17 protein-coding genes are annotated in these 17,730 nt (G+C 70.3%); 6 read left to right on the forward strand and 11 right to left on the reverse strand.

The window, feature by feature from the left end:
* Positions 1 to 68: 68 nt before the first annotated feature.
* Positions 69 to 1,235, reverse strand: coding sequence for an HpcH/HpaI aldolase/citrate lyase family protein (locus tag ACFZP7_RS11325; protein ID WP_210901587.1), 1,167 nt, complete (start codon positions 1,233 to 1,235; stop codon positions 69 to 71).
* Positions 1,236 to 1,443: 208 nt separating this feature from the next.
* Between ACFZP7_RS11325 and ACFZP7_RS11330 the strand changes: the two genes are divergently transcribed.
* Positions 1,444 to 2,415, forward strand: a complete 972-nt coding sequence (locus ACFZP7_RS11330; RefSeq protein ID WP_385634340.1) for a TerD family protein — start codon at positions 1,444 to 1,446, stop codon at positions 2,413 to 2,415.
* 64 nt (positions 2,416 to 2,479) lie between these two features.
* Here ACFZP7_RS11330 and ACFZP7_RS11335 read toward each other — a convergent pair whose 3' ends face one another.
* From ACFZP7_RS11335 to ACFZP7_RS11360, 6 genes are all read right to left on the reverse strand, one after another.
* Complete coding sequence (locus tag ACFZP7_RS11335; RefSeq protein WP_019326274.1) at positions 2,480 to 3,217, reverse strand: tellurium resistance protein TerA; 738 nt, start codon at positions 3,215 to 3,217, stop codon at positions 2,480 to 2,482.
* A gap of 170 nt (positions 3,218 to 3,387) precedes the next feature.
* Positions 3,388 to 4,530: a DUF475 domain-containing protein gene (locus ACFZP7_RS11340; RefSeq protein ID WP_216881399.1), complete on the reverse strand. Its 1,143-nt coding sequence runs from the start codon at positions 4,528 to 4,530 to the stop codon at positions 3,388 to 3,390.
* Between the two features lie 49 nt (positions 4,531 to 4,579).
* Entirely contained in the window at positions 4,580 to 5,155 is a 576-nt protein-coding gene (locus ACFZP7_RS11345; RefSeq protein WP_019326276.1) for a TerD family protein, read from the reverse strand.
* Positions 5,156 to 5,265: 110 nt separating this feature from the next.
* Entirely contained in the window at positions 5,266 to 5,841 is a 576-nt protein-coding gene (locus tag ACFZP7_RS11350; RefSeq protein WP_019326277.1) for a calcium homeostasis/redox stress adaptation protein, read from the reverse strand.
* Between the two features lie 183 nt (positions 5,842 to 6,024).
* Positions 6,025 to 6,483 (reverse strand): peroxiredoxin, encoded by a 459-nt coding sequence (locus ACFZP7_RS11355; RefSeq protein WP_385634341.1) that lies wholly within the window; start codon positions 6,481 to 6,483, stop codon positions 6,025 to 6,027.
* 157 nt (positions 6,484 to 6,640) lie between these two features.
* On the reverse strand, positions 6,641 to 7,078 hold the full coding sequence (locus tag ACFZP7_RS11360) for a DUF3052 domain-containing protein (RefSeq protein WP_019326279.1): 438 nt from the start codon (positions 7,076 to 7,078) through the stop codon (positions 6,641 to 6,643).
* A 398-nt stretch (positions 7,079 to 7,476) separates the two neighbouring features.
* On the opposite strand from ACFZP7_RS11360, the gene aceE reads away from it, so the two are divergent.
* The gene (gene aceE, locus ACFZP7_RS11365) at positions 7,477 to 10,233 is read left to right on the forward strand and encodes a pyruvate dehydrogenase (acetyl-transferring), homodimeric type (protein ID WP_046250112.1); all 2,757 of its coding nucleotides are present in this window, start codon (positions 7,477 to 7,479) and stop codon (positions 10,231 to 10,233) included.
* A 232-nt stretch (positions 10,234 to 10,465) separates the two neighbouring features.
* Here aceE and ACFZP7_RS11370 read toward each other — a convergent pair whose 3' ends face one another.
* Positions 10,466 to 12,082 (reverse strand): MFS transporter, encoded by a 1,617-nt coding sequence (locus ACFZP7_RS11370; protein WP_046250113.1) that lies wholly within the window; start codon positions 12,080 to 12,082, stop codon positions 10,466 to 10,468.
* A 221-nt stretch (positions 12,083 to 12,303) separates the two neighbouring features.
* Between ACFZP7_RS11370 and ACFZP7_RS11375 the strand changes: the two genes are divergently transcribed.
* Both ACFZP7_RS11375 and ACFZP7_RS11380 read left to right on the forward strand, forming a co-directional pair.
* Positions 12,304 to 13,512 (forward strand): alpha/beta hydrolase, encoded by a 1,209-nt coding sequence (locus ACFZP7_RS11375; RefSeq protein ID WP_385634342.1) that lies wholly within the window; start codon positions 12,304 to 12,306, stop codon positions 13,510 to 13,512.
* Positions 13,513 to 13,587: 75 nt separating this feature from the next.
* Positions 13,588 to 14,457 carry a DUF4429 domain-containing protein gene (locus tag ACFZP7_RS11380; protein WP_127439765.1) on the forward strand — a complete coding sequence of 290 codons (870 nt, stop codon included), beginning with the start codon at positions 13,588 to 13,590 and terminating at the stop codon, positions 14,455 to 14,457.
* Positions 14,458 to 14,473: 16 nt separating this feature from the next.
* Here the strand turns inward: ACFZP7_RS11380 and ACFZP7_RS11385 are convergent, their stop codons facing one another.
* Both ACFZP7_RS11385 and ACFZP7_RS11390 read right to left on the reverse strand, forming a co-directional pair.
* The gene (locus ACFZP7_RS11385; RefSeq protein WP_355514034.1) at positions 14,474 to 15,490 is read right to left on the reverse strand and encodes an aldo/keto reductase; all 1,017 of its coding nucleotides are present in this window, start codon (positions 15,488 to 15,490) and stop codon (positions 14,474 to 14,476) included.
* Entirely contained in the window at positions 15,487 to 15,972 is a 486-nt protein-coding gene (locus ACFZP7_RS11390) for a MerR family transcriptional regulator (protein WP_030972307.1), read from the reverse strand. Before ACFZP7_RS11390 ends, ACFZP7_RS11385 begins: the two co-directional genes overlap by 4 nt.
* Positions 15,973 to 16,101: 129 nt before the next feature.
* On the opposite strand from ACFZP7_RS11390, the gene ACFZP7_RS11395 reads away from it, so the two are divergent.
* Both ACFZP7_RS11395 and ACFZP7_RS11400 read left to right on the forward strand, forming a co-directional pair.
* Positions 16,102 to 16,572, forward strand: a complete 471-nt coding sequence (locus ACFZP7_RS11395; RefSeq protein ID WP_210901593.1) for a GNAT family N-acetyltransferase — start codon at positions 16,102 to 16,104, stop codon at positions 16,570 to 16,572.
* Positions 16,573 to 16,590: 18 nt separating this feature from the next.
* A complete protein-coding gene (locus ACFZP7_RS11400) occupies positions 16,591 to 17,412 on the forward strand; it encodes a serine hydrolase (RefSeq protein ID WP_127442026.1) in 822 nt (273 codons plus the stop codon).
* Positions 17,413 to 17,490: 78 nt separating this feature from the next.
* On the opposite strand, the gene ACFZP7_RS11405 is transcribed toward ACFZP7_RS11400, so the two are convergent.
* On the reverse strand, positions 17,491 to 17,694 hold the full coding sequence (locus ACFZP7_RS11405; protein WP_223779964.1) for a hypothetical protein: 204 nt from the start codon (positions 17,692 to 17,694) through the stop codon (positions 17,491 to 17,493).
* Between the last annotated feature and the right edge of the window lie 36 nt (positions 17,695 to 17,730).

Consider the following 17,730-nt stretch of genomic DNA (forward strand, 5'->3'; position numbering starts at 1 on the left):
TCCCGTGGTCCATCGCGGTGCGGGACCTTGCGTCGGTCATGGGTTCCTTGCGTTCGGTCGGGCGGGGTTCAGTCGGAGAGCCCGGCGGCGAGCAGTTCCACGAAGCCGATGTCCTCGTTGGCCACCCCGAAGACCTCGGCGCGCAGCAGCGTCCGCTCGGCCCAGGCGCGGTGGGGCTTCACCTCGTTCATCTTGTTGGTGTACGCGGACCTCAGTACACCCCCGCCGCAGCGTTCCGGCCGCAGGATGTCCTGGGCGTCGCTGAACTCCTCGTGGCTGACCACGGACAGGGCGTGCACCGGCAGGACGTGCGAGGGGTGGATGCAGGTCTTGCCGAGCAGCCCGTTGGCGCGGTCCAGGGAGATCTCGCGCAGCAGACCGTCCATGGCGTGCTCGATGAGCTTCGAGCGCAGCTCGACGGCCTGGACTTCGAGGAAGGGGCTCTGCCGCAGTTGAGGCTTGAACATCCTCTCCTGGACGCGGAAGTACTCCCACACCGGTCCGGTCACCGTGAAGCCGGTGCCGTCCGCCCTGGCCAGCATGTTCACCACGTCGGCGATCACGGAGGCGACGATCTGCACGTCGTACGCGGTCATGTCGGGGCCGCGGCGCAGCCCGTAGGAGGAGCAGAAGTCGGTCACCCCCAGCCGCAGGGCGAGCACCCGGTCGCGGTACTTGTCGACCGCGCGGAAGATCCCTTCCAGCGTCTGCACCCGCGACTCGCGGTACAGCAGGTCGGGCGACTCCAGCACCGGCATGGCGAAGAGCCGGTGCCCGGTGGCGGCCTCGGCGGCGGCCAGGGCCTCCAGGAAGGGCATGCCGCGTTCCTCGGTGAACTTCGGCAGCACGAATCCGGACAGCAGCCGGACCGCGGGCCCGAGGCGTCGCACCAGGTCGGGTATCTGCTCGGGCGTGCGGACCCGGACGAAGAGCAGGGGGACGTCGACGTCGGAACGTTTCGCCAAGTCGTCGAGCTGGCGAACCAGGTTCTCCTCGCCGGCCGGCACCTCGGCGTCGTCGATGGAGTCCTCCAGGCACAGCACCATCGACACCACCCCGCGGGCGGCCTGCTTCAGCACGTCCTCGGCGAGCCGGGGCCGGGTGGCCGGGCTGTAGAGCGTGGCGCCCAGGGCGGTGGACAGCAGCCGGGCCGGGGAGTCCGCCGTGAAGGTGCAGGGTTCCTGATGAAAAAGACGCTTCCGCACTTCAGGGGCTATCTGTCCGAAATGACGCATGAATACTCCCCCGTGCTCTCTGGGCTACCTGTGCACTGTCCAAGGTGGCCGGTAATAGTACGTACGTGACCATGTCGACGGTTCCCACCGGGCATGAATTCCAGGTAACCCGGCCGTGTCGACGGCGGCGACCCGGGTCGCGGGAACACGACCCGGGTACCCCGCCCCCGCGTTGTCGTGACCAGGACCGAGAGGGCAGGATGACGGCATGACGCACGCGATGCTGAAAGGGTCGAACGTCCCGCTGCAAGCCACCACGGTACGCGCCGTGCTGCGCTGGACCCCGGGGCAGGGGGTCCCCGACGTCGACGCCTCCGCCCTGCTGCTCGGGCCGGACGACCGTGTGCGTTCCGACGAGGACTTCGTCTTCTACAACCAGCCCCGGCACCCCTCGGGCCAGGTATGGCGGCTCGGCAAGAAGCGGGTCGCCGAGGGACTGACCGACACGATCCAGACAGACCTGGCCGGGGTCGAAGCCTCGGTGGGCCGGATCCTGCTGATCGCCTCGGCCGACGGCGTCGCCTTCGACCGGGTCACCTCGCTGCGCATCCTGATCCACGACGCCGCGGCCGCCGACGCGGAGCCCTTGGCGTACTTCGACATCAAGCCGGAGACGGGCCAGGAGACGGCGCTGATCTGCGGCGAGCTGTACCGGCGCGGGGAGGGCTGGAAGTTCCGGGCGCTGGGCGAGGGGTATTCGAACGGGCTCAAGGGCCTGGCCACCGACTTCGGGATCTCGGTGGACGAGTCGGAGGGGGCGGACGACCCTGTCTCGGCCCCCCGGCCCGACACCGCGCCGCCCGCACCCGCCCCGCCGTCGCAGCCCGCTCCGGCCCAGCCTTCCGTGCCCCCGCCCCCGGCCGTGGCGCCCGTCGTCGGTTCCGAGGAGCCGACGACGGTCCAGCCCGTCCCGGACGTCTCCCGCCCGCTTCCCCCGGAGCAGCCGACGGGCGTCCCGGCGCAGCCCGCCTACGGCTACCCCCAGCAGCCGCCCCCGGCCCAGCCGGCCTACGGCTATCCGCAGCCGGCCGCCCGGCCCGACTACGGGTATCCGCAGGCCCCCGCCGCGGCGGGGGTCACCGGCGCGCAGTCCGGCTACGGGTACCCGCCGCCGGCCTCCGGGGCTCCCGACCCCGACTTCCGGCTGCCGCCCCAGGGGCCGCAGTTCGTCGGGCGGTAGACGCCCGGCCGTCCCCTTCCGCGTCCAACGCCCGGACGCGGAAGCCGGGAACGGTGGGGCGGTCCTACCGTTCCGCCTTGCTCTTGTGCCCCCGGCCCCACTGCAGGCCCCATCCGTAGAGCCGGTCCAGCTCGCCCTGGAAGCCGTACACGAACTTCACCTCGCGGCGGACGAGGATCTCGCCCTTGACGTTCTCGATCATCACCACGGCGCAGGACCGGGCCTGGGGGTGACGCTCGTCGAGGCCTATCTCGATCCGCGGGCCGTTGCTCGGGTAGAGCGTCACGATGGCGTGGGTGCGGTCGAAGGCGGGCGTCTGGTCGTAGATGTAGGCGAAGAGCAGCAGACGCTTGATGGCGTCCTTGTGGTCCAGGTTGACGTAGATCGTCTCCCCGGAGGCCGAGCCGAACCGGTCGTCACCGCTGAGCTTGACGTACGGCGGGTCGTTGACGTCGCCCAGGAAGCCGCCGAGCGGCTGGACGACCCCTCGGGTGCCGTCCTGGAGTTCGTAGAGGCAGCCGAGGTCGAGGTCGACGTTGACCATGCTCTGGCTGTGGCCCACGACCTCGGGGGGCTTGAGCGCCTTGAAGGGGTGGCGCAGCAGGCTCTCGCGCTGGGCGCCCATGATGTCCGAGGTCCGCATCCGCCAGGAGAGGTTGATGCGGAGGTTGCCGGTCGCCGCGCCCTGTTTGGTCAGGGAGACCTGGCTGTGCCGTTTGGTCAGCTGGATGGAGTTGGTCGCCGCGCTGCCCGAGTCGAACTCGGACTCGCGCCCGCGCCACAGACCGTCCAAGAAACCCATTCCCGCCCCCACGTCGACTCGACCAGCCACTGACCGCGGACCGCCGACGGGGCGGCCCCGAGGAGTCGTCCTCGTCGGCCGCCCCGTCGAGAGCGTTCCTCGTCCGGGCCGGGTTCACACCACAGGTGCGGGCGCACCGGGGGCGAACCCGGCCCGGGAACGGAAGGGTTTCACACCCCGGAGGAGACCTCCGCCTTCTCCTTGCCGCCTTCTCCCCCGGCCGCGGCGAGCCGCTTGTTGCGGCGGACCGAGGACCAGAAGGAGGCACCGATGAGGACCACACCGATCATGCCGGTGATGAACTCGTTGATCTCGTACTGGATGGTGACCAGGAGGACGATCGCCAGGGCGCCGATCGCGTAGTGGGCGCCGTGCTCCAGGTAGACGTAGTCGTCCAGGGTGCCCTCACGGACCAGGTACACCGTCAGCGAACGGACGTACATGGCGCCGATGCCGAGGCCCAGGGCCATCAGGACGATGTCGTTGGTGATGGCGAAGGCGCCGATGACGCCGTCGAAGGAGAACGACGCGTCCAGGACCTCCAGGTAGAGGAACATGAAGAACGCGGCCTTGCCGGCCAGCTTGACCGCCGACTTCGGCTTGCCCGCCCGCTCGGCGGCCTCTTCCGCCTCGTGCTCGCGCTCCTCCTCTTCCTCGAGCTTGTCCTCGAAGAAGCCGGAGAGACCGCCGACGACCAGATAGGTGATCAGACCGGCGATGCCGGAGAGCAGGACCGTCTCCGCCTTGTCGGCGTGGGTGCCGCCGTGCTGGTGGGCATGGGCACCGAAGGTGATCGCGGAGACCAGCAGCACGATCAGGGCGATGCAGACCGACAGCATGTCGACCTTGCCCAGCTTGGCCAGCGGGCGCTCCAGCCAGCCGAGCCACTTGATGTCCCGGTCCTCGAAGATGAAGTCCAGGAAGATCATGAGGAGGAACATGCCACCGAACGCGGCGATCGACGGATGCGCGTCGGTCACCAGTTCCTGGTAGCGGTTCTTGTCGGTGAGGGCGAGGTCGACGGCCTCGATCGGGCCGAGGGACGCGCTGACCGCGACGATGACGACCGGGAAGACCAGACGCATGCCGAAGACGGCGATCAGGATGCCGATGGTGAGGAAGATCTTCTGCCAGAAGGCATTCATCTTCTTCAGGATCCCGGCGTTGACCACCGCGTTGTCGAAGGACAGCGAGATCTCCAGGATGGACAGGATCGCCACCACTCCGAAGGCGGCCCACCCCCCGTAGAAGATCGCGGCCACCAGGCCGAGCGCGGTGACCGCGAACGACCACCCGAAGGTTTTCAGAACCACTGGCTACCCAATCGTGTTTGTACGGGGCTCCCCCGCGCCGTACGCGGCTTTACGAAACGTTGACTCCGAAGTCTAGGGCGATGCCGCGGAGCCCCGACGCGTACCCCTGCCCGACCGCACGGAACTTCCACTCGCCCTGGTAGCGGTACAGCTCTCCGAAGATCATCGCGGTCTCCGTGGAGGCGTCCTCGCTGAGGTCGTAGCGGGCGAGTTCCTGGCCGTCGGCCTGGTTGACGACGCGGATGAAGGCGTTGCTGACCTGACCGAAGGTCTGGCCCCGCTCGTCGGCCATGTGGATCGAGACCGGGAAGACGATCTTGTCGCACGAGGCGGGCACCGCGGAGAGGTCCACCAGCACCGACTCGTCGTCGCCGTCGCCCTCGCCGGTGAGGTTGTCGCCGGTGTGCTCGATGGAACCGTCCGGGCTCTTGAGCTGGTTGTAGAAGACGAACCACTCGTCGCCGAGCACCCGGCCGTTGCTGCACGCCAGCGCGCTGGCGTCGAGGTCGAAGGGCGCTCCGGTGGTGGAGCGCGCGTCCCAGCCCAGCCCGACCAGTACCTGTGTGAGGTTCGGTGCGGCCTTGGACAGGGAGACGTTGCCTCCCTTGGCAAGCGTGACGCCCATGTTGCTGTCCCTCCCCGGGTGATGGTTCCTGGTGTTCCTGCGCGTCCGGCGCCGCACGCAAACCGTGCGGCGCCGGACGGTCGGGGCGTCGGCCCCGGCGATCAGGTCGCTCAGACGTTGACGCCGAAGTCCTGGGCGATGCCGCGCAGGCCGGAGGCGTAGCCCTGGCCGATGGCGCGGAACTTCCACTCGGCGCCGTGCCGGTACAGCTCGCCGAAGACCATGGCGGTCTCCGTGGAGGCGTCCTCGGACAGGTCGTAGCGGGCGATCTCGGCGCCGCCGGCCTGGTTGACGACGCGGATGAACGCGTTGCGCACCTGGCCGAAGGACTGCTGGCGGTTCTCGGCGTCGTAGATCGACACCGGGAAGGTGATCTTCTCGACGTCGGCGGGGACGGCGGCGAGGTCGATCTTGATCTGCTCGTCGTCGCCCTCGCCCTCACCGGTGAGGTTGTCGCCGGTGTGCTCGACCGAGCCGTCCGGGCTCTTCAGGTTGTTGAAGAAGACGAAGTGCGCGTCGCTGGCGACCTTGCCGGCGCTGTTCAGCAGCAGGGCGCTGGCGTCGAGGTCGAAGTCGGTGCCGGTCGTGGTGCGGATGTCCCACCCCAGACCGACGATGACCGCGGTGAGGCCCGGGGCCTCCTTGGTCAGCGATACGTTGCCGCCCTTGCTGAGGCTGACTCCCACGAGTCCTCCATTGGTGTCCAGGGGCGGGAAGCCCCGTAGTGCGTGGATATCGGATCAACGATTCGATCCTAGTGACGGGTTCCCGCCCCCCGCAGGCCCTGCGGCCGACCAATCACAAGGTGTCGGTTCACACCCCGCCGGTCGCACCCCGCCGGTCACGGACCGGCGGTCACGGACCGGCGGTCACAGGGTGTCGAGCGCCTTCACGTACTCGTTCAGGTCGCGGGCGTCCGGCAGACCGTTGACGACGGTCCAGCGCACGATCCCCTCCCGGTCGATGATGAAGGTGCCGCGGACGGCGCAGCCCTTGTCCTCGTCGAAGACGCCGTAGTCGCGCGAGACGTTGCCGTGCGGCCAGAAGTCGGACAGCAGGGGGTACTCCAGGCCCTCCTGCTCGGCGAAGACGCGCAGGGTGTGGATGGAGTCGTTGGAGACGGCGAGCACCTGGGTGTCACGGTCGGAGAACTGCGGCAGGTTGTCGCGCACCTCGCACAGCTCGCCGGTGCACACACCGGTGAAGGCGAACGGGTAGAAGAGCAGCACGACGTTCTTCTGACCGCGGAAGTCGGACAGCCGGACGGTCCCGCCGTGGTTGTCCTTGAGTTCGAAGTCGGGGGCCTTGTCGCCGACCTGGATCGCCATGTCCTGATTCGTCCCTTCAGAGGGTGGTTCGCTGGCACCACCCTACGCAGGGAACACCGGAGCAGGACGCGTCAGGGACCCGCGTGCGGTCCCCCGGGACGGGCCGACGGCGGCCGGCCCGTCCGGGGTGCGGGGTCCGGGGTACGGAGCCGGTCGGCTACCGCTTGGACTTGGCCGCCTTGGGCGTGGCCAGCCGGCTGCCGCTCCAGTCCTTGCCGACGCTGACGCTCTTGGACGCCGTCAGTCCGGCGGTCGTCGAGGCCTCCGAGATGTCACTGGCCTCGACGTACCCGTCACGGCCGGTCTTCGGCGTGAGAAGGAGGATCGACCCGCCCTCTTCGATGTACGTGGTGGCATCCACCAGCGCATCCGTCAGGTCGCCGTCGTCGTCACGGAACCACAGCACGACGGCGTCGGCCACGTCCTCGTAGTCCTCGTCCACCAGCTCGCCCTCGACGGCTCCTTCGATGGCCTCGCGGAGCTCCTGGTCGACGTCGTCGTCGTAGCCGATCTCCTGGACCACCTGCCCGGGCTGGAAACCCAGCCTGACGGCAGGGTTCGTCCGCTCCTCCGCGTGGTCCGCGGTCGCGCTCACGGGTTGCCTCCTGATCATGTTTCGGTAGATGTCTTCAGCCACGCGCGTGCGCGAAGCTTGGCCGTAGTCCACACGGGCGGGACGGATCGCGCAAGTACCCGGCGACTGGGACCGCCGAAACGGTGACGATCCCGGCCGTGTCGCCGCAACTCCAGCCATGCCGTCCAGACCGAAGGTGACGTACACCACACCTATCTGCCCCGTTTGCGTATTTGGGAACCATGTGTGGGTACGAGACTCGAATGAACGTACCCCCAGCCTCCGCAGGGGGACCGGTTACCCCACGGTACAGATGACGTTTGCCCCCGTGAGGTACACGATGGGGAATCGGCGGGGAACCGGCGCAGAGACATCAGGCAGCATCCGGCACAGTGGCCCTCTGACAGCGAAGGAACAGCGTGGCTTCCGCATCCGATCGCAGTGATCGCAGTCCGATCATCATTGGCGGCCTTCCGAGTCAGGTTCCTGACTTCGATCCCGAGGAAACCCAGGAGTGGCTCGACTCCCTCGACGCCGCCGTCGACGAGCGCGGCCGGGAGCGGGCCCGCTATCTGATGCTGCGGCTGATCGAGCGGGCCCGCGAGAAGCGCGTGGCCGTGCCCGAGATGCGCAGCACGGACTACGTCAACACGATCCCGACCAAGAGCGAGCCGTTCTTCCCGGGCAACGAGGAGATCGAGCGCAAGATCCTCAACGCCACCCGGTGGAACGCCGCGGTGATGGTCTCGCGCGCCCAGCGGCCCGGTATCGGCGTCGGCGGCCACATCGCGACCTTCGCCTCCTCGGCGTCCCTGTACGACGTGGGCTTCAACCACTTCTTCCGGGGCAAGGACGAGGGCGACGGCGGCGACCAGGTCTTCTTCCAGGGGCACGCCTCGCCGGGCATCTACGCCCGCGCCTACCTCCTGGACCGGCTGACCGAGCAGCACCTGGACGGCTTCCGGCAGGAGAAGTCCAAGGCGCCGTACATGCTGTCGTCGTACCCGCACCCCCGGTCGATGCCGGACTTCTGGGAGTTCCCGACGGTGTCGATGGGCCTCGGCCCGATCGGTGCCATCTACCAGGCGCGGATGAACCGCTACATGCAGGCGCGCGGCATCGCGGACACCTCGAAGTCGCACGTGTGGGCGTTCCTCGGCGACGGCGAGATGGACGAGCCGGAGTCGCTGGGCCAGCTCTCCATCGCCGCCCGCGAGGGCCTGGACAACCTGACCTTCGTGGTCAACTGCAACCTCCAGCGCCTGGACGGCCCGGTGCGCGGCAACGGGAAGATCATCCAGGAGCTGGAGTCGGTCTTCCGGGGCGCCGGGTGGAACGTGATCAAGCTGGTGTGGGACCGCACCTGGGACCCGCTGCTGGCCCAGGACCGCGACGGTGTGCTGGTCAACCGCATGAACACCACCCCGGACGGCCAGTTCCAGACGTACGCCACCGAGTCCGGCGCCTACATCCGCGACCACTTCTTCGGCGACGACCACCGGCTGCGCGCGATGGTCGAGAACATGACCGACGACCAGATCCTGCACCTGGGGCGCGGCGGTCACGACCACCGGAAGATCTACGCGGCGTACAAGGCGGCCCTGGAGCACAAGGGCCAGCCGACCGTGATCCTCGCCAAGACGATCAAGGGCTGGACGCTCGGCCCCAACTTCGAGGGCCGCAACGCCACGCACCAGATGAAGAAGCTGACGGTCGACGACCTCAAGCGCTTCCGTGACCGGCTGCACCTGCCGATCTCCGACAAGGAGCTGGAGTCCGGCCCGCCGCCGTACTACCACCCGGGCCGGGACACGGAGGAGATGCAGTACATGCACGACCGCCGGCGCAGCCTCGGCGGCTACGTGCCGACCCGGGTCGTGCGCTCCAAGCCGCTCCCCATGCCGGAGGAGCGGACGTACGCGACCGTGAAGAAGGGGTCGGGTCAGCAGTCCATCGCGACCACCATGGCCTTTGTGCGGCTGCTCAAGGACCTCATGCGGGACAAGGAACTCGGCAAGCGCTTCGTGCTGATCGCGCCGGACGAGTACCGCACGTTCGGCATGGACTCCTTCTTCCCGAGCGCGAAGATCTACAACCCGCTCGGGCAGCAGTACGAGTCCGTGGACCGGGACCTGCTGCTCGCCTACAAAGAGGCGCCGAACGGGCAGATGCTCCACGACGGCATCTCGGAGGCGGGCTGCACCGCCTCGCTGATCGCGGCCGGTTCGGCGTACGCCACGCACGGCGAGCCGCTCATCCCGGTCTACGTCTTCTACTCGATGTTCGGTTTCCAGCGCACCGGCGACCAGTTCTGGCAGATGGGCGACCAGCTCGCGCGCGGTTTCGTACTGGGCGCGACCGCGGGACGTACGACGCTGACCGGAGAGGGGCTGCAGCACGCCGACGGCCACTCGCAGCTGCTCGCCTCGACCAACCCGGCGTGCGTGGCGTACGACCCGGCCTTCGGCTTCGAGATCGCGCACATCGTCAAGGACGGCCTGCGCCGGATGTACGGCGCGGACGAGCAGCACCCGCACGGCGAGGACGTCTTCTACTACCTCACCGTCTACAACGAGCCGATCCAGCACCCGGCCGAGCCGGAGAACGTGGACGTCGAGGGCATCCTCAAGGGCATCTACCTCTTCAGCGAGGCGACGGACGGTTCGATCCCGGCGCAGATCATGGCGTCCGGGGTCGCGGTGCCGTGGGCGGTCGAGGCGCAGCGGATCCTCGCCGAGGAGTGGAACGTGCGCGCCCACGTCTGGTCGGCGACCTCCTGGAACGAGCTGCGGCGTGACGCGGTGGCCTGCGAGGAGCACAACCTGCTGCATCCCGAGGAGGAGCAGCAGGTGCCCTACGTGACGCGGAAGCTGGCCGGTTCGCAGGGGCCGTTCGTGGCCGTGTCGGACTGGATGCGGTCGGTGCCGGACCAGATCGCGCGCTGGGTGCCGGGGACGTACCAGTCGCTGGGCGCGGACGGCTGGGGCTTCGCCGACACGCGCGGGGCGGCCCGGCGCTTCTTCCACATCGACGCGGAGTCGATCGTGGTGGCGGTGCTGAGCGAGCTGGCGCGGGAGGGGAAGGTCGACCGGTCGGTGCTGAAGCAGGCGATCGACCGGTACCGGCTGCTGGACGTGACCGCGGCCGACCCCGGGGTCGCGGGCGGGGACGCCTAGACGCGCCCGGCGAGGGTGCTGCTTGCGCGCTGCCCCCCTCCAGCAGCGCGCCGCAGCCTCTCGCCCTCCGTGCCCCGCGGAGGACGCGATGCCCTCCGTACGCACGGAGGACGTGACGCCCTCCGTGCCCTGCGGAGGACGTGACCCACTGTGACCTGCAGGGTCCGCCGGAGGGGAGGGTTCACCGGCCCTGTCACCCGGATAGGCGAACAGGGCCGGCGACCCGACGGCCTCAGATGTGGCCCACGCCCGCACCGGCCTCCGCGTTCTCACCGCGCTTGGTGAGGAAGGCGACCAGCACGGCCACGGCCGCGACGCCGGCGGCGACGAGCGACGCCAGGCTCATGCCCGAGACGAAGGTGTCGTGGGCGACATCGGTGATCTTCGCGGCGATCTGCTCCGGGGTGCCCTCGGGCACCGGCGCGATGCCCTGCTGCACCGCCTGGGCCGTCAGCTCCTCCTGGGCCGGCGTGAGCGCGGGCAGCCCCGCGTCCGTCCAGTTGCCCGCGAGGTCGCTGTCGACCTTGGAGGCCATCACGGCGCCCAGCACCGCCGTGCCGAGGCTGCCGCCGATCTGCATCGCCGCCTGCTGGAGACCGCCCGCGACACCCGACAGCTCCATCGGCGCGTTGCCCACGATGACCTCGGTGGCACCGACCATGACCGGCGCGAGGCCGAGACCGAGGAGCGCGAACCAGACGGACATCGCCACGCTGCCGGTGTCCGTCTCGAGCGTGGACATGCCGTACATGGCGACCGCGGTGCACACCATGCCGCCGGCCAGCGGCACGCGCGGGCCGAACTTGGTGATCATCGCGCCGGCCAGCGGCGAGGCGACGATCATCATCGCGGTGAGCGGCAGCAGGTGCAGGCCGGCGTCGACCGGGCTCATGCCGTGCACGTTCTGGAGGTAGAAAGTCACGAAGAACAGGCCGCCCATGAAGGCGATGGCCATCAGGACCATCAGGACGACACCCGCCGACAGCGGGACCGAGCGGAACATCGCCAGCGGGATCAGCGGCTCCTTCACCTTGGTCTCCCAGAAGGAGAAGGCGGCGAAGCCCACCACGGACACGGCGATGAACAGCCAGGTCTTCCCGTCGCCCCAGCCCCACTCGGGCGCCTTGATGAGCGCCCAGACCAGGCAGAACATCGAGGCCGACAGCAGGACGATGCCGACCACGTCGAAGGAGCGCGGGGCGTTCTCCGCCCGGTGGTCCAGCAGGATCAGTACGCCGAGCACCACGGCGAGGACGCCGACCGGCACGTTGATGAAGAACACCGACTGCCAGTTGACGTGCTCGACCAGCACGCCGCCGAGGATCGGCCCGCCCGCGGTGGAGGCGCCGATGACCATGCCCCAGATGCCGATGGCCATGTTGAGCTTCTCGGCCGGGAACGTGGCGCGCAGCAGGCCGAGCGCGGCCGGCATCAGCAGGGCGCCGAACAGTCCCTGGAAGACGCGGAAGACGATGACCGCGGCGATGCTGTCGGAGAGCCCGATGGCACCGGAGGAGGCGGCGAAGCCGGCCACGCCGATGAGGAAGGTCTGCCGGTGGCCGAAGCGGTCGCCGAGCTTGCCCGCGGTGATCAGGGAGACCGCGAGGGCGAGGAAGTAGGCGTTGGTGATCCATTGCAGCTCGGACCAGCTGGCACCCAGGTCCTTGCCGATGGCAGGGTTGGCGATGGCCACGATGGTGCCGTCGAGGGCCACCATCATGACGCCGACCGCGACGGTGATGAGGGTGACCCACGGGTGTCCGCGCAGCCCCGTGGCCGGCGCCGGACCGGACGGGGTGGACGGTCCGTCCCCCGGCCCCGTCTTGTCGATGGTGGTCTGACTAGTCATACCGGCGAGGCTAGTGACGGCCGTTGACGGGTGACAAACGGTTTCACCGGTCGGCAACCGACCGTACATCCGGGGCAGTCGGCAGAGCCCTTCCACGAGGTCGCCGCGTCCGGCCGGCGACGTGCCGGGGGGCGGAGGGAACCCCGTAACGGAGTACCAAAACGTGATCCGTGTCACTGGATTCACGCGAGACCGTCTCGTTCTCCTAGTGTGTCCTCCCAGTGACTTCCTTCGACACCTCCCCGCAACTCAACGTCTGGCGCGCACTGCTCGCCCTGGCCGTGGTGTTCGTGATGCTGGCGACCACCGGCTGGACCGCCCTGCGCAACCAGCGGGGACCCACGGCACTCGAAGCGTCGGTCACGGCCTGGGAGCACGGCCGGATCGACGGACGCCGGCTGCCCGACGCGCAGTCGGCCCCCGCCCGGCTGGCCCGCTTCTTCGCCTCGCTCTCCGACTGGCAGCGAAGAAGCCTGGCCCGCCGCTACCCCTTGGCCGTCGGCAACATGAACGGCGCCCCCGTCGAGCTGCGCTACCTCGCCAACCGGGCGGCCCTGCGCAAGGCGCGCGAGGTGGAACGGCTGCGCATGCACGACACGCGCCTGTCTCCGTCCGGGCAGCGCGAGGCGGGCCGGCGCGTCCACCGCTACGACTCGCTGCTGGACCCGGACCGCCGCATCCTCGCCTTCGACCCGGCCGGCTCGGGCAAGGTCGCCGAGGTCTTCGGGAACCTCGACCGGGCCGACCGGGTCTCCGTCGTCGTGCCCGGTGTGGACACCGAGCTGCTCACCTTCCAGCGCACCGTCCGCAAGTACTCGGCGCCCGCCGGCATGGCCGAGTCGCTGTACGCGGCCGAGCACACGGTGAGCCCGGACACCCGCACGGCCGTGATCGCCTGGGCCGACTACACCTCCCCGAGCGGACTGGGCCTGGAGGCGGCCACGGCGGCTCGCGCCGCGGACGGTTCCTTCCGGCTGAACGCCCTGCTGCGGGCGCTGCCCGGCCGGGCCCCGGTCTCCCTCTTCTGCCACAGCTACGGCTCGGTGGTGTGCGGCCTCGCCGCCGACGGCCTGCCCGGCCGGGTGACCGACATAGCGGTGGCCGGCAGCCCCGGCATGCGCGTCGAGAAGGCCGCCCATCTGAACACCTCCGCCCGCGTGTGGGCGATGCGGGACGCCGACGACTGGATCCAGGACGTGCCCTACCTGGAGGTCGGCGGCCTCGGACACGGCGCCGACCCGGTGTCCGCCGCGTTCGGGGCGCGGGTGCTGTCCGCGCGGGGCGCCCAGGGACACAGCGGCTACTTCGTGCCGGGCACGGAGAGCCTGCGGAACTTCGCGGAGATCGGCGTTGGCGCATACGGAACGGTCGCCTGCGCCGGCGAGAACGGCACATGCCGGGCGGGTTTGTCCGAAGCGGCGGCCGCCTGACGCGCGTAGAGGTGCAGATACTCCGGTTTGCACGGGGAGGGGACGGAAGAGCTCGTGCCGCATACGATGAGCCGCATGGGTGACGTACTGGCCGGATTTCATGCCGCCTGGGAGTTCGAGTCCGACTCCGTGCTCATCCGCTACGAACGGGGGATTCGAACACCCAAGCTGTTCCAGGCCCTGGGGGAACGCCGCGTCCCCCTGGAGGCGCTCGCGGGCGTGACGCTCACGCCCGGCAGGCGCGGCACCGTCGTGCTGCGCGCCGAGCCGCGCCCGGGCGCCGACCCGCTGATGGAGGCGGCGGCCGGGCAGCTGAAGGAGGGGTGCGACCCGTACCGGCTGGTGCTGCCCGCCGAACGGGAGACGCTCGCCGAGTACTACGCCGACGAGCTGCGCGGGCTGCTCGGCGAGACCGGCAAGACCGAGCGGTACCTGGTGGCGGCGCCCGAGGCACCGCTGCAGTTCAAGGCGTACGACGGCAAGGCGTCCTTCGACGGCACGTCGGTGTCCTTCCGGTGGTCCTGGACCGGTGCCTCGTCGGCGAAGTGGAAGGCCGGCGACCAGACGTACCCGGTCGCCGGCCTGGGCGGGGTGGAGTGGCGGTCCCCCGAGCTGTTCGAGGGGTACCTGCGGCTGCTGCCGCGGGACGCGTCCGCCACCGCCGCCGCGCCGGCCGTTCCGCAGGCCGACCAGGACCCCGCCGCCGTCGTGTTCGGGCTCGGGTACGGGCCGGTGCACGAGTCACTGCCGTTCGCCGCGGCGGTGCTTGCGGCGGTGCGGGACCGGGGCGCGGGCGCCCCGGTCCCGGTCCCGGTGCCGGCGCCGCGGCGTGATCCGGCGGACATCGCGGAGCGGATACGCCATCTCGGAGAGCTGCACCAGGCGGGGCTGGTGACGGACGAGGAGTTCTCCTCGAAGAAGGCGGAGCTGCTGGCGGAGCTGTGAGGCGTGGCCGGGCTCCCTACTCCCGGCCCGCCGAAGTGAACGTCATGTCCGCGTAGCGGTCGCCCGCGACCTTGCCGGCGATGGGCTCCAGCAGGGACAGCTCCTCCTCCGTCAGGACGATCCGGGTCGCCGCCGTGTTCTCCTCGACCCGCGTCGGCTTCCGCGTGCCCGGGATCGGGATCACCGGGAGGCCGTGCACCCGCGCCCGCTGCTGGGCCCAGGCCAGGGCGATCTGGCCGAGGGTGGCGCCGTGGGCCTCGGCGACCGTGCGGACCGGGGCGAGGAGGGCGGCGTTGGCCGCGGCGTTGTCGCCGGTGAAGCGGGGCTGCTGGCGGCGGAAGTCACCGGCCGTCAGATCCTTCTCCGCGTCGGCGAAGGAGCCCGTGAGGAAGCCCCGGCCGAGCGGCGAGTACGGGACGAGGGCCACGCCCAGTTCGCGGGCCGCCGGCACCACGCCCGCCTCGATGTCCCGGCTGAACAGCGACCACTCCGACTGCACGGCGGCGATCGGGTGGACCCCCTGCGCGGCCCGCAGCTCGTCGCCCGTCACCTCGCTCAGCCCGAGGTGCTTGACCTTGCCCTCGCGCACGAGGTCGGCCATGACGGCGACGGTCTCCTCGATCGGCACGTCCGGGTCGCGGCGGTGCATGTAGTAGAGGTCGATGACGTCGACGTCCAGGCGGCGCAGGCTCGCCTCGACGGCCTGGCGGATGTACGGCTCGTCGTTGCGGATGATCCGCTTCGTCGGGTCGTCCGGCGGGATGGACAGGGCGAACTTGGTCGCGATGACGACCTCGTCGCGGTGGGCCTTGAAGAACGGCGACAGGAACCGCTCGTTCTCCCCCGCCCCGTAGGCGTCCGCCGTGTCGTAGAGGGTGACGCCCAGCTCCAGTGCGCGTTCCAGGGTGGCCCGGGAGGCGTCGGCGTCCGTGGGACCGTAGGCGAAGCTCATGCCCATGCAGCCCAGGCCCTGGACGCCCACCTCGGGGCCGCCGTCGCCGAGCCGCGCCGTCGGGAGGGTGTGGTCGGTCATCGGGTGTCCTCCGTTTCACGGACGCTTCCGGCGTCCCCGTAAAAACTGATCTTGCGGTCGAGCACGGCGAGGGTGTCCTGGAGCTCGGCGATCCGCGTGAGCACGTCGCGGCGCGTGGACTCCAGCAGTTCCCGGCGCTCGGCGTAGGTGCTCTCGCCCTCGCGCACCAGCTCCGCGTACCGGACCATGTCGGCGACCGGCATGCCGGTCATGCGCAGCTTGCCGACGAGGTCGAGCCAGTCCAGGTCGCGGTTGCTGTAGCGGCGCTGCCCGGTGTGCGAGCGGTCGATGTGGGACATCAGGCCGATCCGCTCGTACCAGCGCAGGGTGTGCGCGGTGAGGCCGGTGAGGGCGGCGACCTCGCTGATGGTGTAGCGGTCCTGCCCGTCGGGGCGCGGGTGGCCCGGGGGCGGGGCGGAGCAGATGTCGGTTCTGGTGGCGTTCGGCGCGGGGATCGCGGCCGTGGTCTGCATCACCGTCATGTGCCCCACGCTATGACCTTGGAGTGCACTCCAAGCAAGCGCGTACGAGGGGAAACGCGTACGACGGGACACGCGTACGACGGGAAAAGGGAGTGAGCGCGGGGCCGTCGGCTGCCTAGCATGCCCCGCATGACCCATGTGCGCCGTGCGCTGCCCGGGGACGCGGAGGAAGTGCTCCGGCTGCGTCAGGTGATGATCGATTCGTTGCCCCGGTCCCAGCACTCCACCGAGTGGCACGCCGAGTCCCTGCCCGTGCTGCGCGCCAGACTGGCCGAGCCGGACGGCGTCTTCGCCGCGTTCGTCGTGGACCACCCGGAGCGACCCGGGGCCCTGGCCGCGCTGGTGGCCGGGACGCTCGACTACCGCATCGGCGGAGCGGGCAATCCGCGGGGCACCGACGGCTACGTCTTCAGCGTCGCCACCGACCCGGACGCGCGCCGCCGCGGGTACGCGCGCGCCTGCATGGAGGCGCTGCTGGAGTGGTTCCGCGAGCGGGGCGCCGGGCGGGTCCGGCTCACCGCTTCCGCGCAGGCCGAGCCCCTGTACCGGTCGATGGGCTTCACGCGCAAGCCGGACCCCTTGCTGGAGCTGACGCTCTGAGCGCTTAGGCTCGACGGCATGTCCTTGCAGAGCCTCGCGCTGATCGAGAACTGGCCGGTCCCCTCCGCCGCGGCGGGCGTCGTGCGCGCCGACGGCACGGTCCTGGGCACCCACGGCCCGGCCGCGCAGCGCTTCCCCCTCGCCTCGGTCACCAAGCCGCTCGCGGCGTACGCGGCGCTGGTCGCGTACGAGGAGGGCGCGATCGAGCTGGACGAGCCCGCGGGGCCGCCCGGGTCGACGGTCCGTCACCTGCTCGCCCACACCTCGGGCCTGGCCTTCGACGAGCACAAGGTGACCGCCCCGCCCGGGGAGCGCCGGCTGTACTCCAACGCCGGTTTCGAGCAGCTCGGCGACCACATCGCGAAGGCGGCGGACATCCCCTTCGCCGAGTACGCGCGGCAGGCGGTGCTGGAGCCGCTGGGCATGACGTCCACCACCCTGGAGGGCTCCCCGGCGAAGGACGGCGTCTCGACGGTCGAGGACCTGCTGCGCTTCGCCGCCGAGGTGCAGGCGCCGCGCCTGCTGGACCCGCGCACGGTCGCCGAGGCGATGACGGTGCAGTACCCGGGCACCAAGGGCGTCCTGCCGGGCTACGGCCACCAGAACCCCAACGACTGGGGCCTCGGTTTCGAGATCCGGGACTCCAAGTCCCCGCACTGGACGGGCGCCTCGTCCTCGCCGCGCACCTTCGGGCACTTCGGCCAGTCCGGTACGTTCCTGTGGGTCGACCCGGACGCCCGGCTCGCCTGCGTCGCCCTCACCGACCGCGCCTTCGGCCCCTGGGCGGTCGAGGCGTGGCCGGCCTTCACGGACGCGGTGCTGGCGGAGCTGCGCGGCTGAGGCACTCGAACCACACCGTCTTCCCCTGCTCGTCGCCGTACGGCGTGACGCCCCACCGATCACTCACCGCCGCCACGATCACCGGTCCACGCCCGCCCTCGTCCAGCACGCCCCGTACGTGAGCGCCGGCTCCGCCGGGTCGGTCACGTCCGCCAGCCCCGAGCGGACGAGGTAGAGCCGCAGCACGCGCCGTAGGTGCCGGGCCGAGTGCGGGCCCATGGCGAAGTCGGCGTGGTACTGGCTGCGAACGTCCGTCGGCTGCGGACCGGTTGCTTGGTTCACACCTCGAGACTGAAGCGCTCCGCATACGCACGACTA

This window comes from Streptomyces sp. SudanB5_2050, from assembly GCF_964272335.1.
In the GTDB taxonomy this organism is placed as follows: Bacteria; Actinomycetota; Actinomycetes; order Streptomycetales; family Streptomycetaceae; genus Streptomyces; species Streptomyces rochei.